Source organism: Pseudonocardia sediminis, from assembly GCF_004217185.1.
Classification (GTDB): domain Bacteria; phylum Actinomycetota; class Actinomycetes; order Mycobacteriales; family Pseudonocardiaceae; genus Pseudonocardia; species Pseudonocardia sediminis.
In genome coordinates this window covers 2,268,461-2,284,739 of sequence record NZ_SHKL01000001.1, presented here as the reverse complement: position 1 = coordinate 2,284,739, position 16,279 = coordinate 2,268,461, and the positions used below count along the sequence as shown (strand labels likewise).

Below are 16,279 nucleotides of genomic sequence, written 5' to 3'. Positions count from 1 at the left end.
ATGTCCGCAGGCATCCCCGGGGTCCCGGACCGCTCCCCGCGGTTCGACGACGACCTGATCGGACTCGACCCCGACGACCCGGAGGCCCGGGCGTTCGCCGCCCACCTCGACAAGATGGAACGCGTGACGACCTGCACCGTCGAGGGCTACCTGCAGAGCGTCGGCGACTTCGCCGACTCCGCGAACCGGGCGGAGGGCGCACGCCGCCTCGCCGCGGTCCTGGTGGTGAGCGCGCTCCTGCTCGGAGCGGCGTGGATCATCTGGGACGTCCTGGTCCTGGTGCTCACGACCTGGATCTGACCCCGGCCGACGTCACGGCGGGAGGGCACGCAGCTCGGCGGCACGGGCGCCCGGAACGGGTTAGCGTGGACGCATGGGATTGTTCAGCCGAGGTAGCGGCTCCGAAAACTCCACCGACACCGAGCCCGCCCCCACCGTCGTCAAGACCGACGACGAGTGGCGCGCGCAGCTGAACCCGGCCGAGTACCAGGTCCTGCGCAAGGCGGGCACCGAGCGCCCGTTCACCGGTGAGTACACCGACACGAAGACCACCGGCGTCTACCGGTGCCGGGCGTGCGACGCCGAGCTGTTCCGCAGCGACTCCAAGTTCGAGTCGCACTGCGGGTGGCCGTCGTTCTTCACCCCGCTCGCCGGCGAGGCGGTCATCGAGCGGGTCGACAGCTCGATGGGCATGCGCCGGGTCGAGGTGCTGTGCGCGACCTGCCACAGCCACCTCGGGCACGTGTTCGAGGGCGAGGGCTACGGCACCCCGACCGACCTGCGCTACTGCATCAACTCGGTCTCGCTCAAGCTGGAGCCGGCCGAGAGCTGACGCCCACGCACGACGACGGCGCCGGTCCCCGTGGTGGGGACCGGCGCCGTTCTCGTCGTGGCGGAGCGCTCAGGGCAGGGTCGCGACCAGGTCGCCGACCTGGACCTGCGGCCCGGTGTAGAACGGGACCTCCTCGCGCACGTGCAGGCGCGCCTCGGTGGCCCGCAGGTGACGCATCAGGTCGACGATCCGGTACAGCTCGTCGGCCTCGAACGCGAGGATCCACTCGTAGTCGCCGAGTGCGAACGCCGGCACGGTGTTGGCGCGCACGTCGGCGTAGCCGCGGGCCTCCTTGCCGTGGTCGGCGAGCATCTTGCGGCGCTCGTCGTCGGGCAGCAGGTACCACTCGTAGGACCGGACGAACGGGTAGACGCACACGTAGCGCTTGGGCTCCTCGCCGGCCATGAACGCCGGCACGTGGCTCTTGTTGAACTCCGCCGGGCGGTGCAGCGCGGTCTGGCTCCACACCGGGACCGACGCCCGGCCGAGCGCGGTGGTGCGGCGCAGGTCGGAGTAGGCGGCCTGCAGGGCCTCGATGTTGTCCGCGTGCCACCAGATCATGTAGTCGGCGTCGGCGCGGACACCGGCCAGGTCGTACACGCCGCGGACGATGACGCCCTTGTTGTCGAGCGAGTCCAGGAACTCCGACGCCTGCTGCGCGGCCGAGGAACGGTCGTCCCCGAGGCGTCCGGGTTCGACCCGGAACACCGACCACATGGTGTAGCGGATGGAGTCGTTGATGGCGTGGTAGTCGACGCGGGCCATGGCTCCATGTTGCCACGTCGTGTCCCACCCCTCCCCGCTCAGTCCGGCCGCGTACGGGTGTGCGGCCCCACACGGGTCGGAGAAGCTCGGTGCCGCGACCGGGGCCGTCGACCCGCTCCCTTGCGGCCTCGTGCCACGGCTCGTGCCCCCGACACCCGCGGCCGGTCGCCCCGGGGACGTGATCGCGAGACGGGTCCCGATCGGCGCCACCGGTGGCCTCGACCGGGACCGGGCCGACGATCACCGCGCCGGTGGGGCCGGTCCGTCGCCGCGGGGACGCCCGGTCACGGTCGCGCAGCGGTGCCCGTCGCCGTCAGCCCGGCCGCGATCCGCTCCGCCGCCGAGCGGGCCGTGCCCACGCACGCCGGGACGCCGACCCCGTGCAGGGCCGACCCGGCCACCGCGAGCCCCGGCACCCCGGCGACGGCGGACTCCAGCGCGGCGACCCGGTCCAGGTGCCCGACGCCGTACTGCGGCAGTCCCCCACCCCAGCGCTGCACGTGCACCGCGACCGGTTCGGCGTCGATCCCGTCGAGGATCCTCAGGTCGGCGCGGGCGCGGCGGACGAGCTCGTCGTCGTCGACCTGCAGCGTCGCGGCCTCGCCGAAGCGGCCCATCGACACCCGCAGGCGGACGAGGTCGTCGGTCGCGTCCGGGGCGAGGTGGCCCCACTTCGTCGACGAGTGGGTGACGCCCTTGACCGACAGCGGCTCGTCGGCCGCGATCAGGCACCCCGACGTCGGCGGCATCGCGGTGACGTCCGCGGCGCGGTAGGCCAGCGCGACGACGACCGAGGACGCCAGCTCGACCCCCGCCACCGCCGACGCCCCGGCCGGGACGACCGGTTCCAGCAGCCGCCGCAGCGCCGGCGCCGGGACGGCGAGCACGACGGCGTCGGCGTCGAGCACCTCCGGCTCCGGGACGGGCCCGAGCACCAGGCGCCAGCCGTCCGGACGTCGTTCCAGCGAGCGCACGGTCGTACCCGGGCGGATCTCGGCACCCGCGGCGTCGGCCAGGGCGGAGAGCAGCACCCGGTACCCGCCGCGCACGGCGCCGAACACCGGCCCGGCGGCGACCTGCGGCGGAGCGGCACCGCCGGAGACACGGCCGGGCGGGCCGTCCGGCGATGTCAGGCTCGGCGGCACGCCGTCGGCCGGGGTCCCCGCCGGTGGCCGGGGCGGGGCGGGCGTGGCGTCCGCACCGGCGGTGGCCGCGGCCGTGAGCGACTCCGCGCCGGCGTCCAGGGCGGCGGCCAGAGCAGGCACGGTCGCGCGCAGGCCGAGCGTGTCCACCCGGCCCGCGTAGACGCCGCCCAGGAGCGGGTCGGCGACGCGGTCGGCCACCTCGTCGCCGAAGCGCTCGCGCAGCAGTCCCCCGAGGGCGACGTCGGACCCGGGCTCCCAGCGCAGCGCACGGGAGGGTTCGGCGCGGACCGCGTCGAGACCGGTGGCGGACAGGACGTCGTCGAGGCGGGCACGGGAGGTCGGGACGCCGAGCAGCGTCCCGGCCGGCAGCCCGACGGTGCGGCCACCGGCGCGGATCGTGGCCGTCGCCCGGCCCGGGTGCACGCGCAGGCCGGCCAGGCCCAGCTCGTCGAGCAGGGCCGGGACCTCGGGGCGGCGGGCCAGGAACGCCTCGGCCCCGACGTCGAACGGCGTCCCCGCCAGGTCGACCGTGCGCAACACCCCGCCGAGACGGTCGCGCTGCTCGAGCACGGTGATCCGCGCGGACGGCCCGAGCAGCGTGCGCAGGCGGTGTGCCGCGGCGAGCCCGGAGACCCCGCCGCCGACGACCGCGACGTGCGGCGCGCGACGGTCCGGAGAGCTCACCGGACGGGCTGCGCGTGCACCGTCTCGACGGTCCGGGTGATCACGTCCGGATCGGTGTCGGGCAGCACGCCGTGCCCGAGGTTGAACACGTGCCCCGGGGTGCGCGTCCCCTCGCCCGCGATCCGGACGACCTCGGCGTCGATCGCGTCCTGGCCGGCGAACAGCACGGCGGGGTCGAGGTTGCCCTGGACCGGGTGCGTCCCCCCGGCCCGCGCCGCGGCGACGTCGAGCGGCGTGCGCCAGTCCACCCCGACGACGTCGGCACCGGCCTCGGCCATCGCGCCGAAGAGCTCGGCGGTGCCGACCCCGAAGTGGATCCGTGGGACGCCCGCCCCGGCCAGCGACGACAGCACCGCCGACGAGTGCGGCAGCACGAACTCGCGGTAGTCCCGCTCGGACAGCGCCCCGGCCCAGGAGTCGAACAGCTGCACCGCGTCCACCCCGGCCGCGGCCTGGCGGCGCAGGAACAGCCCGGTCAGATCGGACAGCCGCCCCATCAGGCGGTGCCACACCTCGGGCTGCGAGCGCATCAGCGCCTTGGTCTTCTCGTGGTTGCGGCTCGGGCCGCCCTCGATCAGGTAGGACGCCAGCGTGAACGGCGCGCCGGCGAAGCCGATCAGCGGCGTGTCCCCCAGCTCCGGGAGCAGCAGCGCGATCGCGTCGGTGACCGGGTCGACCTGCCCGGGCTCGAGCATCGGCATCCGCTCGACGTCGGCGGCGGTCCGGATCGGGTGCCCGACCACCGGCCCGGTGCCGGGCACGATGTCCACACCGATGCCGGCGAGGTAGAGCGGCACCACGATGTCGGAGAACAGGATCGCCGCGTCGACGCCGTGCCGGCGGATGGGCTGCAGCGTGATCTCGCAGGTCAGGTCCGGGGTCAGGCAGGCCTGCAGCATCCCGGACCCCGACCGCAGGGCCCGGTACTCGGGCAGCGACCGGCCGGCCTGGCGCATGAACCAGACGGGCAGGTGCGCCGGACGGCGGCCGTGCGCGGCCTCCAGGAACGGGGCGCCGGCCAGGTCCCGGCGCGACGGCGACGGGAGCTCGTCGCCACGTGAGGGCGCGGGGATGCCGGGCGCGGGTGCGGAGATGCCGTTCGCGGAAGTCATGAGGACCGGATTCTCCCACGGCACATGCGGCCCGTGCTCACCACCTGCGCGATCATCACGGCGCGCCTGACGGCCGGGGCACCGGAAGCCGCCTAGAGTCCCGGCCCGTGCCGGAAGCGATCATCACACCCCCGCTGTTCCGCCGCGCGGCGGCCTCGCTCGCCGCCGTCCGGCCCCGGCCCGAGCTCGTGGTCCGGGACCTGGACGCGCCGCCGAGGCTCGCGTCCTACAGCTGGGCGACCAGCGTCGAGGCCGACATCGTGCACCGCGGCGACGGCACCGACGACCTCGACGAGCCCGACACGTCGGGACGGCTGATCCTGCTGCACGACCCCGAGGGGCAGGAGAAGTGGGAGGGCACGTTCCGCCTCGTCTGCTTCGTCCAGGCGCGGATGGAGCCCGAGCAGCTCGGCGACGAGATGCTGCCGCAGGTCGGGTGGTCGTGGCTGACGGACGCGTTCGCCGAGTCCGGCGCGGAGTTCACCGCACTGGGCGGGACCGTGACCCAGACGTCGTCGGTGCGCTTCGGCGGCATGGAGGCGGCCCCCCGGGAGGACGACGTGGAGCTGCGGGCCTCCTGGTCCCCTACGGAGAGCGACGGCGACTTCGCGCGACACGCCGCCGCGTTCTGCGCCCTCGTCGCTTCGGCTGCGGGGCTGCCGCCACTCGGCGTACGGGCGCTGAGCCGAACGTCCGGCTAGTTGTCGCTGGTCACAGCGCTGTGCGATAAAAGTGTCACCCACCGGAGTGGGACCCACGCCACAAGGCTGTAACTTTGAACAGCACAAGTTCGATTGGATACAGGACGTTAGGCCGCATGGAGGGATACCATCTCCCGCATGACACCCCCCCGGGCGGTTGAGCGCCACTCTCCGTCCGCCGGGAACCGGTGTTGGTCGGGGGCAAGCGACCGACTCCATGGAAGGTTGACGACGTGGCTGTTGTAGGCCAGGGCGCTCCAGTACAAGGTCCCGCACACGGGGCAGTGCTGTCGCCCTCGATGGTTCCGCATCCTCGGGAAGAGCTCTTCACCGTGATGGTGGTCGACGACCACCCGCTGTTGCGCGAGGCCATCGCCGGACGGCTGCGTGCGATGGGGGCAGGCACGGTGCACGAGGCGGCTTCGGTCACCGAGGCACGTGCTCGCGCCCACGCGGCAGGCCCGTGTGATCTCGCGATTCTCGATCTGACGCTGCCCGACGGCAGCGGGCTGGATCTGGTCAGCGAGCTCCGCTCGCTCGGCTGGAACCGGCTCGTCGTGCTCGCCTCCTCGGACGACCCGTACGCGGTGCGGTCGGCGTTCCAGGCCGGTGCGCAGGCGTACCTGCTCAAGTCCGCCTCCCCGTCGGTGGTCACCGACGGCGTGAAGCGGGTGCTCGACGGCGGCGTCTACGCCGACCCGACGGTCGCCCCGCTGCTCGCCACCGGGAGCCGGGTGCCGGGCACCGACAACACGCCGCGCGAGCTCTCCGCCCGCGAGGTCGAGGTGCTGCAGCTCGTCGCCGACGGGCAGTCCAACAAGGAGATCGGCGAGGCCCTGAGCCTGTCCGCGCTCACCGTCAAGAGCCACCTCTCCCGGATCGGGCGCAAGCTCGGCACCGGTGACCGTGCCCAGATGGTGGCGCTCGCCATGCGCGCAGGGGTCATTCGCTGAGCTCGAGCACTGGAGGCGCCGGCCGATCGAGCTCCGGCGCCGCGACGAGAGCCGGCGGGACCGCGACGACGCGGCCGTCGGATCCGTCGACCCCGGGGGACGGCGCCGAGGCCGATGCCGGTCCGGTCGCCACTCCCCTGCTCCACCCCGCGGACGGGCTGCCGGACGTCGTGACGACCCGGCAGGCGTTGCTCGACGTCGCCGAGGCGTTCGCGGGTGGTTCCGGCCCGGTCGCCGTCGACGCCGAACGGGCGTCGGGTTTCCGCTACTCGCAGCGCGCCTACCTGGTGCAGCTGCGCCGCGAGGGATCCGGGACGGCCCTGGTCGACCCGATCCCGTTGCGGTCGGGTTCCGACACCTCCGCGCTCGAGCCGCTGGCCCGGGCACTGGACGGCCCCGAGTGGGTACTGCACGCGGCGTCGCAGGACCTGGCGTGCCTCGACGAGATCGGGCTGCGCCCGGCGTCGCTGTTCGACACCGAGCTGGCCGGCCGCCTGGCCGGGCTGCCCCGGGTCGGGCTCGGCCCGATGGTGGAGAACCTGCTCGGGCTGGCGCTGGAGAAGGGCCACGGCGCCGCCGACTGGTCGCGGCGCCCGCTGCCCGAGGACTGGCTGGTCTACGCCGCGCTCGACGTCGAGGTGCTGGTCGAGCTGCGTGACGTGCTGACCGGGATGCTCACCGAGCAGGGCAAGATCGACTGGGCGTACCAGGAGTTCGAGGCCGTCCGCACCGCGCCGCCGTCCGCACCGCGGGCCGAGCCGTGGCGCCGGACGTCCGGGATCCACAAGGTCCGCAAGCCCCGTCCCCTGGCCGGGGTGCGCGCGTTGTGGCAGGCCCGCGACCAGCTGGCCGCCGAACGCGACATCGCCCCCGGGCGGGTGCTGCCGGACTCCGCCATCGTCGACGCCGCCGTGCGCAACCCGGACTCGGTCGAGGCTCTCGCCGGGCTGCCGGTGTTCCGCGGGCGCTCGCAGCGACGCCTGGGCCGCTACTGGTTCGACGCGCTGGCCTCGGCCGCCGCGCTGCCCGCCGACGAGCTGCCGCGGGCCTCCGCCCCGACCGACGGGCCTCCCCCGGTCGCGCGCTGGGCGGACCGCGACCCGGACGCCGCGGCGCGGCTGTCCGCGGCCCGCACCGGGATCGCCGCCGTCTCCGAGCAGTGGGACGTCCCGGCCGAGAACCTCCTGCAGCCCGACCTGATGCGCCGGATCTGCTGGACCCCGCCCGCCGACGGCGACGTCGCGGGCGCCCTGCGCGCCGGCGGGGCCCGCCCGTGGCAGGCCGAGCTGCTCAGCCCGGTCCTGGAACGTGCGCTGGCAGCGACGCCGGACTCGGTCCCTGACTCACCGCCGGACCCGGCGCCGACACCGCCGAGCTGAACCGCACCCGTACCTTCAGGCCGCCGCCCGGCACCGGGATCGCGTCCACGGTCGCGCCGTGCGCGACGGCCACCGCCCGCACGATCGACAGCCCCAGACCGGAGCCGCGCGTCCGTGCGGTGCGGGCGACGGGGCCCCGGCGGAACGGCTCGAACAGCTCTCCCACCTGGTCGGCGGCCAGCTCCGGGCCGGACGAGGAGACGACCAGCTCGACCACGTCCGCGTCGCCCCCGGCACGGGTCGCGGTGGACGCCTCGATCCACCCGCCGTCGCGGTTGTGCCGGACGGCGTTCTCCACCAGGTTCCCGACGAGCCGGCGCAGCAGGACCTCGTCGCCGCGGGTGCGGGCCGGGACCGGGTCCGCACGCACCGACAGGCAGTGCTCCACCGCCGCCCCCGCGACGTCGTCGAGCTCGGAGACCAGCAGGTCGGCCAGGTTCACCGTCGCCAGGTCGGGCTCCCCCAGCGGCCCGGTCGCCTCGGTCCGGGCCAGGAGCAGCAGACCGGCCACCAGCTCGTCGCAGCGCCGGCCCGCGTCACGGACGACGTGGCCCATCCGTCGCAGCTCGGCGACGTCGGCGTCCGGGTCCTGCAGGGTCACGTCGATCTCGGTGCGCAGCACGGCCAGCGGGGTGCGCAGCTCGTGCCCGGCGTTCGCGACGAACCGGCGTTGCGCCTCGAACGCGGCCTGCAGGCGGTCGAGCATCGCGTCGAACCCGGCGGCCAGCTCGGCGACCTCGCCGCGGGCCCGCTGCAGCGCCACCCGCTCCCCCAGCGACGACGCCGAGAGCCGCCGCGACGCCGCGATCACCTGGTGCAGCGGCGCCAGCACCCGCCCGACCAGCATCCACGACACCAGCGCGGCCGCGACCACCACCAGCGGGAACGCGATCAGCCCGGCGCGCAGCACCTCGGAGCGGGCGGCGGCGGCCACCGCGGCCCGGGCCGACTCGGCCGGCACCTCGACCCCGCCGATCCGCACCGTCCCGCCGGTGGGGAACGCCGTCGTCGTCGCGACGACGGTGCCGACCAGGACCCAGCCCAGCCACAGCAGCAGGGCACTGACCAGGGCGACGAGCCCGGTGGCCAGCAGGGTCAGGCGGGGGCGCAGACCGGCGGCGCGGCCCCACCCCGCGGCGCCGTCCCACCTCGCGGCCCGCGCCACGGTTCAGCCCGCGTCCGGGACCCGGTAGCCGGCGCCGACCACGGTCTCGATCACCCCGGGGTCGCCCAGCTTCTTGCGCAGTGTCATCACGGTGACCCGCACGGTGGTGGTGAAGGGATCGGCGTTCTCGTCCCACACCCGCTCGAGCAGCTCCTCGCTGCTGACGACGGCACCGCCCGCGCCGAGCAGCACCTCCAGCACGCCGAACTCCTTGCGGGTCAGCTCCACCGGCGTCCCCGAGCGGTGCACGGTGCGCTTCGCCGGGTCCAGCCGGACGTCCCCGGCGACCAGCGTCGGCGGGACGGCCGGGCTCGCCCGGCGGCCCAGGGCCCGGACGCGCGCGACCAGCTCCGGGAAGTCGAACGGCTTGGCCAGGTAGTCGTCGGCGCCGCGGGAGAGCCCCTCGACCTTGTCGGCCAGGGTCGCGCTCGCGGTCAGCATCAGCACCCGCGTGGTGCCGCCCGCGGCGAGCACCTCGTCGCACAGCTCGTCGCCGGAGCGCCCCGGGAGGTCCCGGTCGAGCACCGCGACGTCGTAGCGGGTGAACGACAGCTTCTCCGAACCGGAGTCACCGTCGTAGGCGACGTCGACGGCCATCCCGTCCCGGCGCAGCCCGCGGGCGACGGCGTCGGCCATCGCGTGCTCGTCCTCCACCACGATGACCCGCATCAGCGCGACTGCTCCGGGTGGTCGACCCGGGCCTCCACCGGGGTCGCGACGCCGGGGACAGCGGCCGCGGCCCACTCGGTGACCCGCCGCGCCACGTCCTGCACGGTCAGCCCGGTGCGGGAGAGCACGTCGTCGCGGCTGCCGTGCTCGAGGTAGGACTGCGGCAGTGCGAGGTCGCGCTGCCGGACGTCGATCTCGTCGGCGCGCAGTGCGTCGGACAGGGCGGAGCCGAAGCCGCCGTGGGTGCCGCAGTCGGACACGGTCACGACCAGGTCGTGCTCGCGGGCCATCGCGTGCAGCGCGCGGGGCACCGGCAGCACCCACCGCGGGTCGACGACGGTGACGTCGACACCCTGCTTGGCCAGCCGCTGTGCCGCGGCCACACCCACCTCACCGAACGCCCCGACGCAGACCATCAGCACCGAGGACCGCCCCTCGGACGGCTCGTGGAGCACGTCCACCCCGCCGACCCGGCGCAGTGCCGGGACCGACGGGATCACCGAGCCCTTCGGGTAGCGCAGCGCGGTCGGCCCGTCGGCGACGGCGAGCGCCTCGGCCAGCTCCTCGCGCAGTGTCGGCTCGTCGCGCGGCGCGGCGACCCGCATGCCGGGCACGACGCCGAGGATCGACAGGTCCCACATCCCGTTGTGCGACGGGCCGTCGCTGCCGGTCACGCCGGAGCGGTCGAGCACCAGCGTCACGGCCTCGCGGTGCAGCCCGACGTCCATCATGAGCTGGTCGAACGCCCGGTTGAGGAACGTGGAGTACAGCGCGACGACCGGGTGCATCCCGGCCCGGGCGAGCCCGGCGGCCGCGGTCAGCGCGTGCTGCTCGGCGATGCCGGTGTCGATCAGGCGGTCCGGGTGCGCGCGGGAGAACGGCTCCAGCCCGACCGGGCCCAGCATCGCCGCGGTGATCGCGACGACGTCGGTGCGGCGGTGCCCGAGCTCGACCATCTCCTGGGCGAACACGTCGGTCCAGCCGGTGCTCGGCGCGCCGGTCGGGGCGCCGGTCTCCGGGTCGAACGCGGCCGGTGAGTGCATCTGCTCGGCCTCGTCGTTCTCGGCCGGCGGGTAGCCGTTGCCCTTGCGGGTCACCGCGTGCACGATCACCGGTCCGCCGAAGCGCTTGGCCCGGCTCAGCGCGGACTCCATCGCGGCGACGTCGTGGCCGTCGACCGGTCCGAAGTACTTCAGGCCCAGGTCGGAGAACAGCTCCTGCGGGCTGACCGCGTCCTTCACCCCGGCCTTGAGCGCGTGCAGCCCGGCGTAGAGCGCGGGCCCGACGACGGGGGTGCCGCGCAGCGTCTGCTTGCCGGCCTCGAGCATCCGCTCGTAGCCGGGCTGCAGGCGCAGCGACGCGAGCCGGTCGGCGAGCCCGCCGATCGTCGGGGAGTAGGAACGGCCGTTGTCGTTGACGACGATCACGACGTTGCGGTCGGCACCCGCGGCGATGTTGTTCAGCGCCTCCCAGGCCATGCCCCCGGTCAGCGCTCCGTCCCCGATCACGGCGACGACGTGCCGGTCGAGGCCGGCGAGCTGCTGGGCGCGGGCGATCCCGTCGGCCCAGGACAGCGACGACGACGCGTGGCTGGACTCCACGACGTCGTGCTCGCTCTCGGTGCGGCTCGGGTAGCCGGACAGACCGCCGGTCTTCTTCAGCCGGTCCCAGCCGACGTGCCGGCCGGTGAGGAGCTTGTGGACGTAGGCCTGGTGCCCGGTGTCCCAGACGATCGTGTCGCGCGGGGAGTCGAAGACCCGGTGCAGCGCGATCGTCAGCTCGACGACGCCGAGGTTCGGGCCGAGGTGCCCGCCGGTGCGCGAGACCGCCTTGATCAGGAAGCCGCGGATCTCCGCAGCGAGGTGCTCCAGCTGCGCGGCGTCGAGACCGCGCAGGTCGGCCGGTCGCCGGATCGCCGCCAGACCAGGGTTCGCCGGACCTCGCGTGTCAGACACCTACTGCCTCCTCGGCGGCCGCCACGGCCGGTGCCGGGGGCCGCGCCGTCTCGCTCCATGGGCCGACCCCCACTCTACGGAGGACCGGCGCGGACGACCGTCCGGACCGCACGAGTCCACGGTCACCGGCACGCGGCGCCGGGCGTCGCCGGACCGCCCCCGACGGGCCGCGGAGAACGGTCGTCTGCCCGCGCGGACACGAGAACGGCCTCGTTTCCGGTGACGCTGTGCGTTCACATCTTCACTCTTTCGGCCGTATCGATCCGGGAAACCCCAGGAGCTCGGACACCTGGCCGTCACCCTCCGCCATCACTGCCGCTATCATCGACCCACCCCGACGGACGACCCGACACGGCAGGAGCGAAGGGAGTGCCACCCGTGCCCTCCGTTCACTCCCCCGCCCTCCGGACGCCCCGATCGTCGATCCGGTCACTCCCGGCCGCCGTCGTCGTCGTGGTGCTCGCCGTCGTGGCCACCGCGGCCGCCGTCGTCGTCGCCGACCTGCTGCGCGGCGCGGCACCGCCGTCCCCCGCCGAGGCCGCCACCGGCGCGGTCCTGCTCGCGGCGGGGGTCCTGCACCACGAGATCGCCCTGGGCGTGGACCGGCTGCGCCGACGCACCCCCGGCGTCCATCACGTCGACCTTAACTCGGTGTGGACGTTCGCGGTCGCGATCCTGCTGCCGCCGGTCGCCGCCTCGGCCGTCGTCGTCGGCCTGTACCTCTACCTGCACCTGCGGACCCGGCGACCGCTGCGGGCACCGGTCCACCGGCACGTCTACTCGACCGCCACCATCGTGCTCGCGGTGCACGCCGCGGCGGCGGTGATCGCGCTCCCCGGGTTCGGGCGGCTCGGATCGTTCGCCCTCCCGGTCGCCGTGGCCGCGGGCCTGCTCGCCTACACCGCAGTCAACACCGGGCTGGTGCTCGGCGTCGTGGCCCTGGCCGGGCCCGGCGTGCGGGTGCTGCGGGTGCCCGGCACCGGTCACGAGATGGCGCTCGAGCTGGCCACGCTCTGCCTGGGTGCGCTGGCCGCCGGGATGCTGGCGTCGTCGACACCGTTCGTGCTGCTCCTGGTGATCCCGCCGATCCTGGTCCTGCACCGCACGATGCCGCTGCGCGACCTCGAGGAACAGGCCGACACCGACGCCAAGACCGGCCTGCTCAACGCGGCCGGCTGGCACACCCGGGCCGGTCGGGCGTTGGACGCGGTCGCCCGGGAACGCGGGACGGCCGGGCTGCTGGTGCTCGACCTGGACATGTTCAAGACCGTCAACGACCGGCACGGACACCTCGCCGGGGACGAGGTGCTCGGCGCGATCGCGAGGACGCTGCGGGCCGAGGTCCGGGGCCACGACCTGGTCGGCCGGTTCGGAGGCGAGGAGTTCGTGGTTCTGCTCCCCCGCCTGTCCGGCTCCGCCGACCACGCCGAGGTCCGCCGGATCGCCGACCGGATCCGGCGCCGCGTCGGCGAGGTCCGGGTCGAGGTCTCCGGACCGCACGGCCCGCGCACCATCGAGGCGGTCACCGTCTCCGTCGGCGGCGCCGTGTTCCCGCACGACGGCGACGGCCTCACCGCACTGGTGGAGACGGCCGACTCGGCGCTCTACGCGGCGAAACGGGCCGGGCGCGACACGGTCCGGACCGGAGCACACGGCTTCGGGCCCCGTGGCCCCCGCCGTCCGCGCAGCTGACGCTCAGCCGTCGTCGGCGGTGCGCCGGGCCATCCCGTCGGGACGGCCGAGGCGGACCTGGTTGCGCCCGCCACGCTTGGCCGCGTAGAGCGCGTAGTCCGCGATCTGCATGAGGTCGTCGATCGTGTTCCCGTCCACGTCGGACAGGGCCGCCCCCACCGACACCGACAGGTCGGAGATCACCACCGGCGCGTCCGGGGTGCCGACGTCGACGGCGAGGGTGCGGACGGTGCGCCGGATGCGCTCGGCCGCGGCGTGCGACTGGACGCGTCCGGCCTCGGCCACCGGCAGGCCGGAGAGCAGCACCACGAACTCCTCGCCGCCGAACCGGCCGACCAGGTCGCCGTCGCGGACCTCGCGGAGCAGGGTGCTGGCCACGGCGCCGAGCACCTCGTCACCGGCGATGTGGCCGTAGGTGTCGTTGACGGTCTTGAAGTGGTCCAGGTCCAGGATCAGTACCGCGACCGCGGTCCGGTTGCGCCGGGCGCGCAGCAGCGACCGGGTCGCCCGCCCCCGCCACGCCGAGGACGTCAGCAGGCCGGTCTTCGCGTCGGTGTTGGCACGCTCCTCGAGCTGGCGGATCAGCACCGCGCGGTGCAGCACCAGCAGCGGCGGCAGGACCAGCAGCACGAGCAGCGGCTGACGCAGCACCGCGACCGAGGCCAGCACGGCCAGGCACAGCGTCGCGCCCTCCAGGACGTGGTCGTCCCAGTCGCCGACCAGGTCCCGCCAGCTGAGCCTGCGCTCGGCGGACAGGCTCATCGCCAGGCCCACCAGCACCTGGTTGACCAGGACGTAGAGGACCATCGCGGCGATCAGCGCCGGATAGCTGACGAGCGGGTCGACCGGCCCGGCCCCGAACGTCTCCGGCGTCAGCAGACGGCCCGCCACCTGGACGGCGAGCACCACCGTCGCCGTCGTGTAGAGGTGGCGGAACAGCGGTGCCCCGGCCGGGCGCCAGACCCGGAACCACAGGTGCGCGTAGACGGCCAGGACGACCGTTCCGGCCAGTGGTGCGGGCAGCAGCAACGCCGCGGCGAACGTCCACACGGAACTGAGGTCGAAGTAGGAGCTGTGCGCGACCCGTCGCCGCACGCGCTCGATGCCGGTCGCCAGCTCGGTGTGCACGATGCCCAGCACGGCCAGCCCGACGGCTCCGAGCACCTCGGTCCTGCCCGGAGGGAACAGGACGAGCCCCGCCGAGACCAGGCCGGCCGCGGCCAGGTCCACGAGGAGGAGTAGGACCAGCATCCGGGGCCGCAGCGCCCACACCGGCCACCGGCGGACGTCGAGCCGGCGCGTCGTCGCCGTCACGTCGACGTCCGCGTCCGGGACGTGTGTCCTGCCGTTCCCATCGCGTTGCGACACCCTCCACGCCCGGCCCGGTGCGTCGTGCGACGCCCCCTCCCGGTCCGGCCGATCTACTGAGGGTAGGTAAACCGGCGGGGTACGTCCTGCCCACCCGACCGTCGGCCGGTCAGTGGCCGATCGTGCGCGACGAGTGGGCCGGAGACGGGACGACGGGTCCACGGAGCGGGCCGAACGGTTCCCGATCGGGTGATCCGTTCGGGCCTTCGCGGCCGGATCAGAGCAGGTCGGCGACGTGCGCGACCTCATTGACCGTTCGCACGCGGCGCCGTCCGCCGCGTGCGCAGATGACGCGGCTGACCCCGACGTAGTCCAGCGGGAACGGCAGCGGGCGCGGGATCTCCAGCACCGACGCCAGGTAGGCGTTGATCACCCCGGCGTGCGCGACCACGACCGCGGTGGCCTTGCCGGGGTGCGCCGCGACGACGTCCTCGACCGCCCGCACGACCCGCGAGGAGAACGCCTCGACGTCGACGTGGGTGGGCAGCAGACCGGACCGCATCCGCTCCCAGACGTCCGGATCGGCGTCGGCCATCTCGGCGATCGGGGTGTAGGCGCGGCCCTCGGCGTCGTACTCGCGCAGGTCCGCGGAGACGGTCGGCTCGGCGCCCAGGGCGGCGGCCAGCGGCGCCGCCGTCTCCAGCGCGCGGTGCATCGGGCTGGACCACAGGGCGTCGACCCGGTCGTCGCGCAGGGCGGCGACCAGACGTCCGGCCTGCGCCTCGCCCTCCGGCGTCAGCGAGGGGTCGGCCGTGGACCCGTCGTCGTGGGCGACGCGGTCGGGCAGGGCGTGCCGGACGAGGATGAGCTGCACGGGTACGGGTCAGGCGCCGGCGACGTGGTCGCCGTGCCCGGCCGCGCGCAGGGTCTCCCGCAGCGTCTCGGCGTACCCGTCCTGCTCGGCCGCGTCCACCGTGGCCGCCGCGTTGGCGAAGTCGAACGCCGCCATGTCCCAGGCCGGGAACACGTGCACGTGCAGGTGCGGCACCTCGAAGCCGGCGACCAGCAGCCCGACCCGCGGCGGCGACCAGATCTCGCGCACGGCCACGCCGATCACGCGCGAGACCTCGGTCAGGTGCGCGATCAGGGCGGGGTCGGCGTCGACCCACTGGTCGACCTCCTGCCGCGGCACGACCAGCGTGTGGCCCGGGCCGAGGGGGTTGATCGAGAGGAACCCGACGCAGTGCTCGTCGGACCAGACGAACCGGCCCGGTAGCTCACCGTCGATGATCTTGGAGAAGATGGTGGTCATCGCGTGCGACCCTAGCGCGACCCGGCACACCACGGGCGTCCCTCCTAGGCTCGTGGGCATGCCTCGCACGATTGCCACCACGACCCGGGTCGAACGCGACGAGCTCCTCGAGTTCGTGACGCCGCGCCACAAGATGATCCTGCTGACCACCCGCTCCGACGGCGGGGTTCAGGGCTCCCCGGTCACCGGCGGGGTCGACGAGCAGGGCCGGATCGTGATCGCGACCTACCCCGAGCGCGCGAAGTCGAACAACGTCGCCCGCGCCGGCCGGGCCTCGGTCGTGGTCCTCTCCGAGGAGTTCAACGCCGCCTGGGTGCAGGTCGACGGTGACGCCGAACTCATCACACTCCCGGACGCGGTGGAGCCGCTCGTCGACTACTTCCGCGCCGTCTCCGGCGAGCACTCGGACTGGGACGAGTACCGCCAGGCCATGCGTGACCAGGGCAAAGCACTCATCCGGATCACCCCGACGTACTGGAGCCCGATCGCCACCGGCGGGTTCCCTCCCCGGTTCGCCGAGGACTAGGACCGCGTCCGACGCCCCCGTCACCGGCGCCGGGACGGCACGGTTGTCGGGGGGCTCGGCTAGGTTGAACGCCTGGACGAC

At 74.5% G+C, this 16,279-nt stretch carries 16 protein-coding genes; 7 read left to right on the top strand and 9 right to left on the bottom strand.

All coding sequences use genetic code 11. The annotated features are described in order from the left end of the window. Together EV383_RS10650 and msrB are read left to right on the top strand one after the other, a co-directional pair. Complete coding sequence (locus EV383_RS10650; protein ID WP_130289765.1) at positions 1-300, top strand: hypothetical protein; 300 nt, start codon at positions 1-3, stop codon at positions 298-300. A gap of 73 nt (positions 301-373) precedes the next feature. Then, positions 374-832 (top strand): peptide-methionine (R)-S-oxide reductase MsrB, encoded by a 459-nt coding sequence (gene msrB / locus EV383_RS10645; protein WP_130289764.1) that lies wholly within the window; start codon positions 374-376, stop codon positions 830-832. Positions 833-901: 69 nt separating this feature from the next. On the opposite strand, the gene hemQ is transcribed toward msrB, so the two are convergent. The 3 genes from hemQ to hemE all read right to left on the bottom strand — a co-directional run bounded on the left by hemQ (position 902) and on the right by hemE (position 4,538). Beyond that, on the bottom strand, positions 902-1,597 hold the full coding sequence (hemQ, locus tag EV383_RS10640) for a hydrogen peroxide-dependent heme synthase (RefSeq protein WP_130289763.1): 696 nt from the start codon (positions 1,595-1,597) through the stop codon (positions 902-904). 284 nt (positions 1,598-1,881) lie between these two features. Next, positions 1,882-3,426, bottom strand: a complete 1,545-nt coding sequence (gene hemG, locus EV383_RS10635) for a protoporphyrinogen oxidase (RefSeq protein ID WP_130289762.1) — start codon at positions 3,424-3,426, stop codon at positions 1,882-1,884. Beyond that, positions 3,423-4,538, bottom strand: coding sequence for a uroporphyrinogen decarboxylase (gene hemE, locus EV383_RS10630; protein WP_130289761.1), 1,116 nt, complete (start codon positions 4,536-4,538; stop codon positions 3,423-3,425). The genes hemG and hemE overlap by 4 nt, the downstream gene beginning before the upstream one ends. A 107-nt stretch (positions 4,539-4,645) precedes the next feature. On the opposite strand from hemE, the gene EV383_RS10625 reads away from it, so the two are divergent. The 3 genes from EV383_RS10625 to EV383_RS10615 all read left to right on the top strand — a co-directional run bounded on the left by EV383_RS10625 (position 4,646) and on the right by EV383_RS10615 (position 7,571). Then, positions 4,646-5,239 carry a DUF3000 domain-containing protein gene (locus EV383_RS10625; RefSeq protein WP_242623011.1) on the top strand — a complete coding sequence of 198 codons (594 nt, stop codon included), beginning with the start codon at positions 4,646-4,648 and terminating at the stop codon, positions 5,237-5,239. Positions 5,240-5,538: 299 nt separating this feature from the next. Beyond that, entirely contained in the window at positions 5,539-6,192 is a 654-nt protein-coding gene (locus EV383_RS10620) for a LuxR C-terminal-related transcriptional regulator (RefSeq protein WP_165438299.1), read from the top strand. 170 nt (positions 6,193-6,362) lie between these two features. Then, the gene (locus tag EV383_RS10615; protein ID WP_423213640.1) at positions 6,363-7,571 is read left to right on the top strand and encodes an HRDC domain-containing protein; all 1,209 of its coding nucleotides are present in this window, start codon (positions 6,363-6,365) and stop codon (positions 7,569-7,571) included. On the opposite strand, the gene EV383_RS10610 is transcribed toward EV383_RS10615, so the two are convergent. Genes EV383_RS10610 through dxs form a run of 3 tightly spaced genes read right to left on the bottom strand, consistent with a single transcriptional unit; the run spans position 7,483 to position 11,360 of the window. Beyond that, positions 7,483-8,736 (bottom strand): sensor histidine kinase, encoded by a 1,254-nt coding sequence (locus EV383_RS10610; RefSeq protein ID WP_242623010.1) that lies wholly within the window; start codon positions 8,734-8,736, stop codon positions 7,483-7,485. The two genes, EV383_RS10615 and EV383_RS10610, sit on opposite strands and share 89 nt — an antisense overlap. A 3-nt stretch (positions 8,737-8,739) precedes the next feature. Then, positions 8,740-9,405, bottom strand: coding sequence for a response regulator transcription factor (locus tag EV383_RS10605; protein WP_130289759.1), 666 nt, complete (start codon positions 9,403-9,405; stop codon positions 8,740-8,742). Then, a complete protein-coding gene (gene dxs / locus EV383_RS10600) occupies positions 9,405-11,360 on the bottom strand; it encodes a 1-deoxy-D-xylulose-5-phosphate synthase (RefSeq protein WP_242623009.1) in 1,956 nt (651 codons plus the stop codon). Before dxs ends, EV383_RS10605 begins: the two co-directional genes overlap by 1 nt. Before the next feature lie 378 nt (positions 11,361-11,738). Here dxs and EV383_RS10595 point away from each other — a divergent pair, with 378 nt between their 5' ends. Next, positions 11,739-13,052: a GGDEF domain-containing protein gene (locus EV383_RS10595; RefSeq protein WP_130289758.1), complete on the top strand. Its 1,314-nt coding sequence runs from the start codon at positions 11,739-11,741 to the stop codon at positions 13,050-13,052. Between the two features lie 3 nt (positions 13,053-13,055). Here the strand turns inward: EV383_RS10595 and EV383_RS32610 are convergent, their stop codons facing one another. The 3 genes from EV383_RS32610 to EV383_RS10580 form a co-directional block, all read right to left on the bottom strand. After that, entirely contained in the window at positions 13,056-14,366 is a 1,311-nt protein-coding gene (locus tag EV383_RS32610; protein WP_278044824.1) for a GGDEF domain-containing protein, read from the bottom strand. Positions 14,367-14,637: 271 nt separating this feature from the next. Beyond that, positions 14,638-15,234, bottom strand: coding sequence for a histidine phosphatase family protein (locus tag EV383_RS10585; protein ID WP_130289757.1), 597 nt, complete (start codon positions 15,232-15,234; stop codon positions 14,638-14,640). A gap of 9 nt (positions 15,235-15,243) precedes the next feature. Then, positions 15,244-15,672, bottom strand: a complete 429-nt coding sequence (locus EV383_RS10580) for an HIT family protein (RefSeq protein WP_130289756.1) — start codon at positions 15,670-15,672, stop codon at positions 15,244-15,246. Between the two features lie 58 nt (positions 15,673-15,730). Here EV383_RS10580 and EV383_RS10575 point away from each other — a divergent pair, with 58 nt between their 5' ends. Continuing rightward, on the top strand, positions 15,731-16,198 hold the full coding sequence (locus tag EV383_RS10575; RefSeq protein ID WP_130289755.1) for a PPOX class F420-dependent oxidoreductase: 468 nt from the start codon (positions 15,731-15,733) through the stop codon (positions 16,196-16,198). Positions 16,199-16,279 lie beyond the last annotated feature (81 nt).

Excerpts from the sequence above, each read along its gene's own strand:
- EV383_RS10650 (WP_130289765.1), top strand. The coding sequence starts at position 1 with ATGTCCGCAGGCATCCCCGGGGTCCCGGACCGCTCCCCGCGGTTCGAC.
- msrB (WP_130289764.1), top strand. The coding sequence starts at position 374 with ATGGGATTGTTCAGCCGAGGTAGCGGCTCCGAAAACTCCACCGACACC.
- hemQ (WP_130289763.1), bottom strand. The coding sequence starts at position 1,597 with ATGGCCCGCGTCGACTACCACGCCATCAACGACTCCATCCGCTACACC.
- hemE (WP_130289761.1), bottom strand. The coding sequence starts at position 4,538 with ATGACTTCCGCGAACGGCATCTCCGCACCCGCGCCCGGCATCCCCGCG.
- EV383_RS10620 (WP_165438299.1), top strand. The coding sequence starts at position 5,539 with ATGGTTCCGCATCCTCGGGAAGAGCTCTTCACCGTGATGGTGGTCGAC.
- EV383_RS10605 (WP_130289759.1), bottom strand. The coding sequence starts at position 9,405 with ATGCGGGTCATCGTGGTGGAGGACGAGCACGCGATGGCCGACGCCGTC.
- EV383_RS10580 (WP_130289756.1), bottom strand. The coding sequence starts at position 15,672 with ATGACCACCATCTTCTCCAAGATCATCGACGGTGAGCTACCGGGCCGG.
- EV383_RS10575 (WP_130289755.1), top strand. The coding sequence starts at position 15,731 with ATGCCTCGCACGATTGCCACCACGACCCGGGTCGAACGCGACGAGCTC.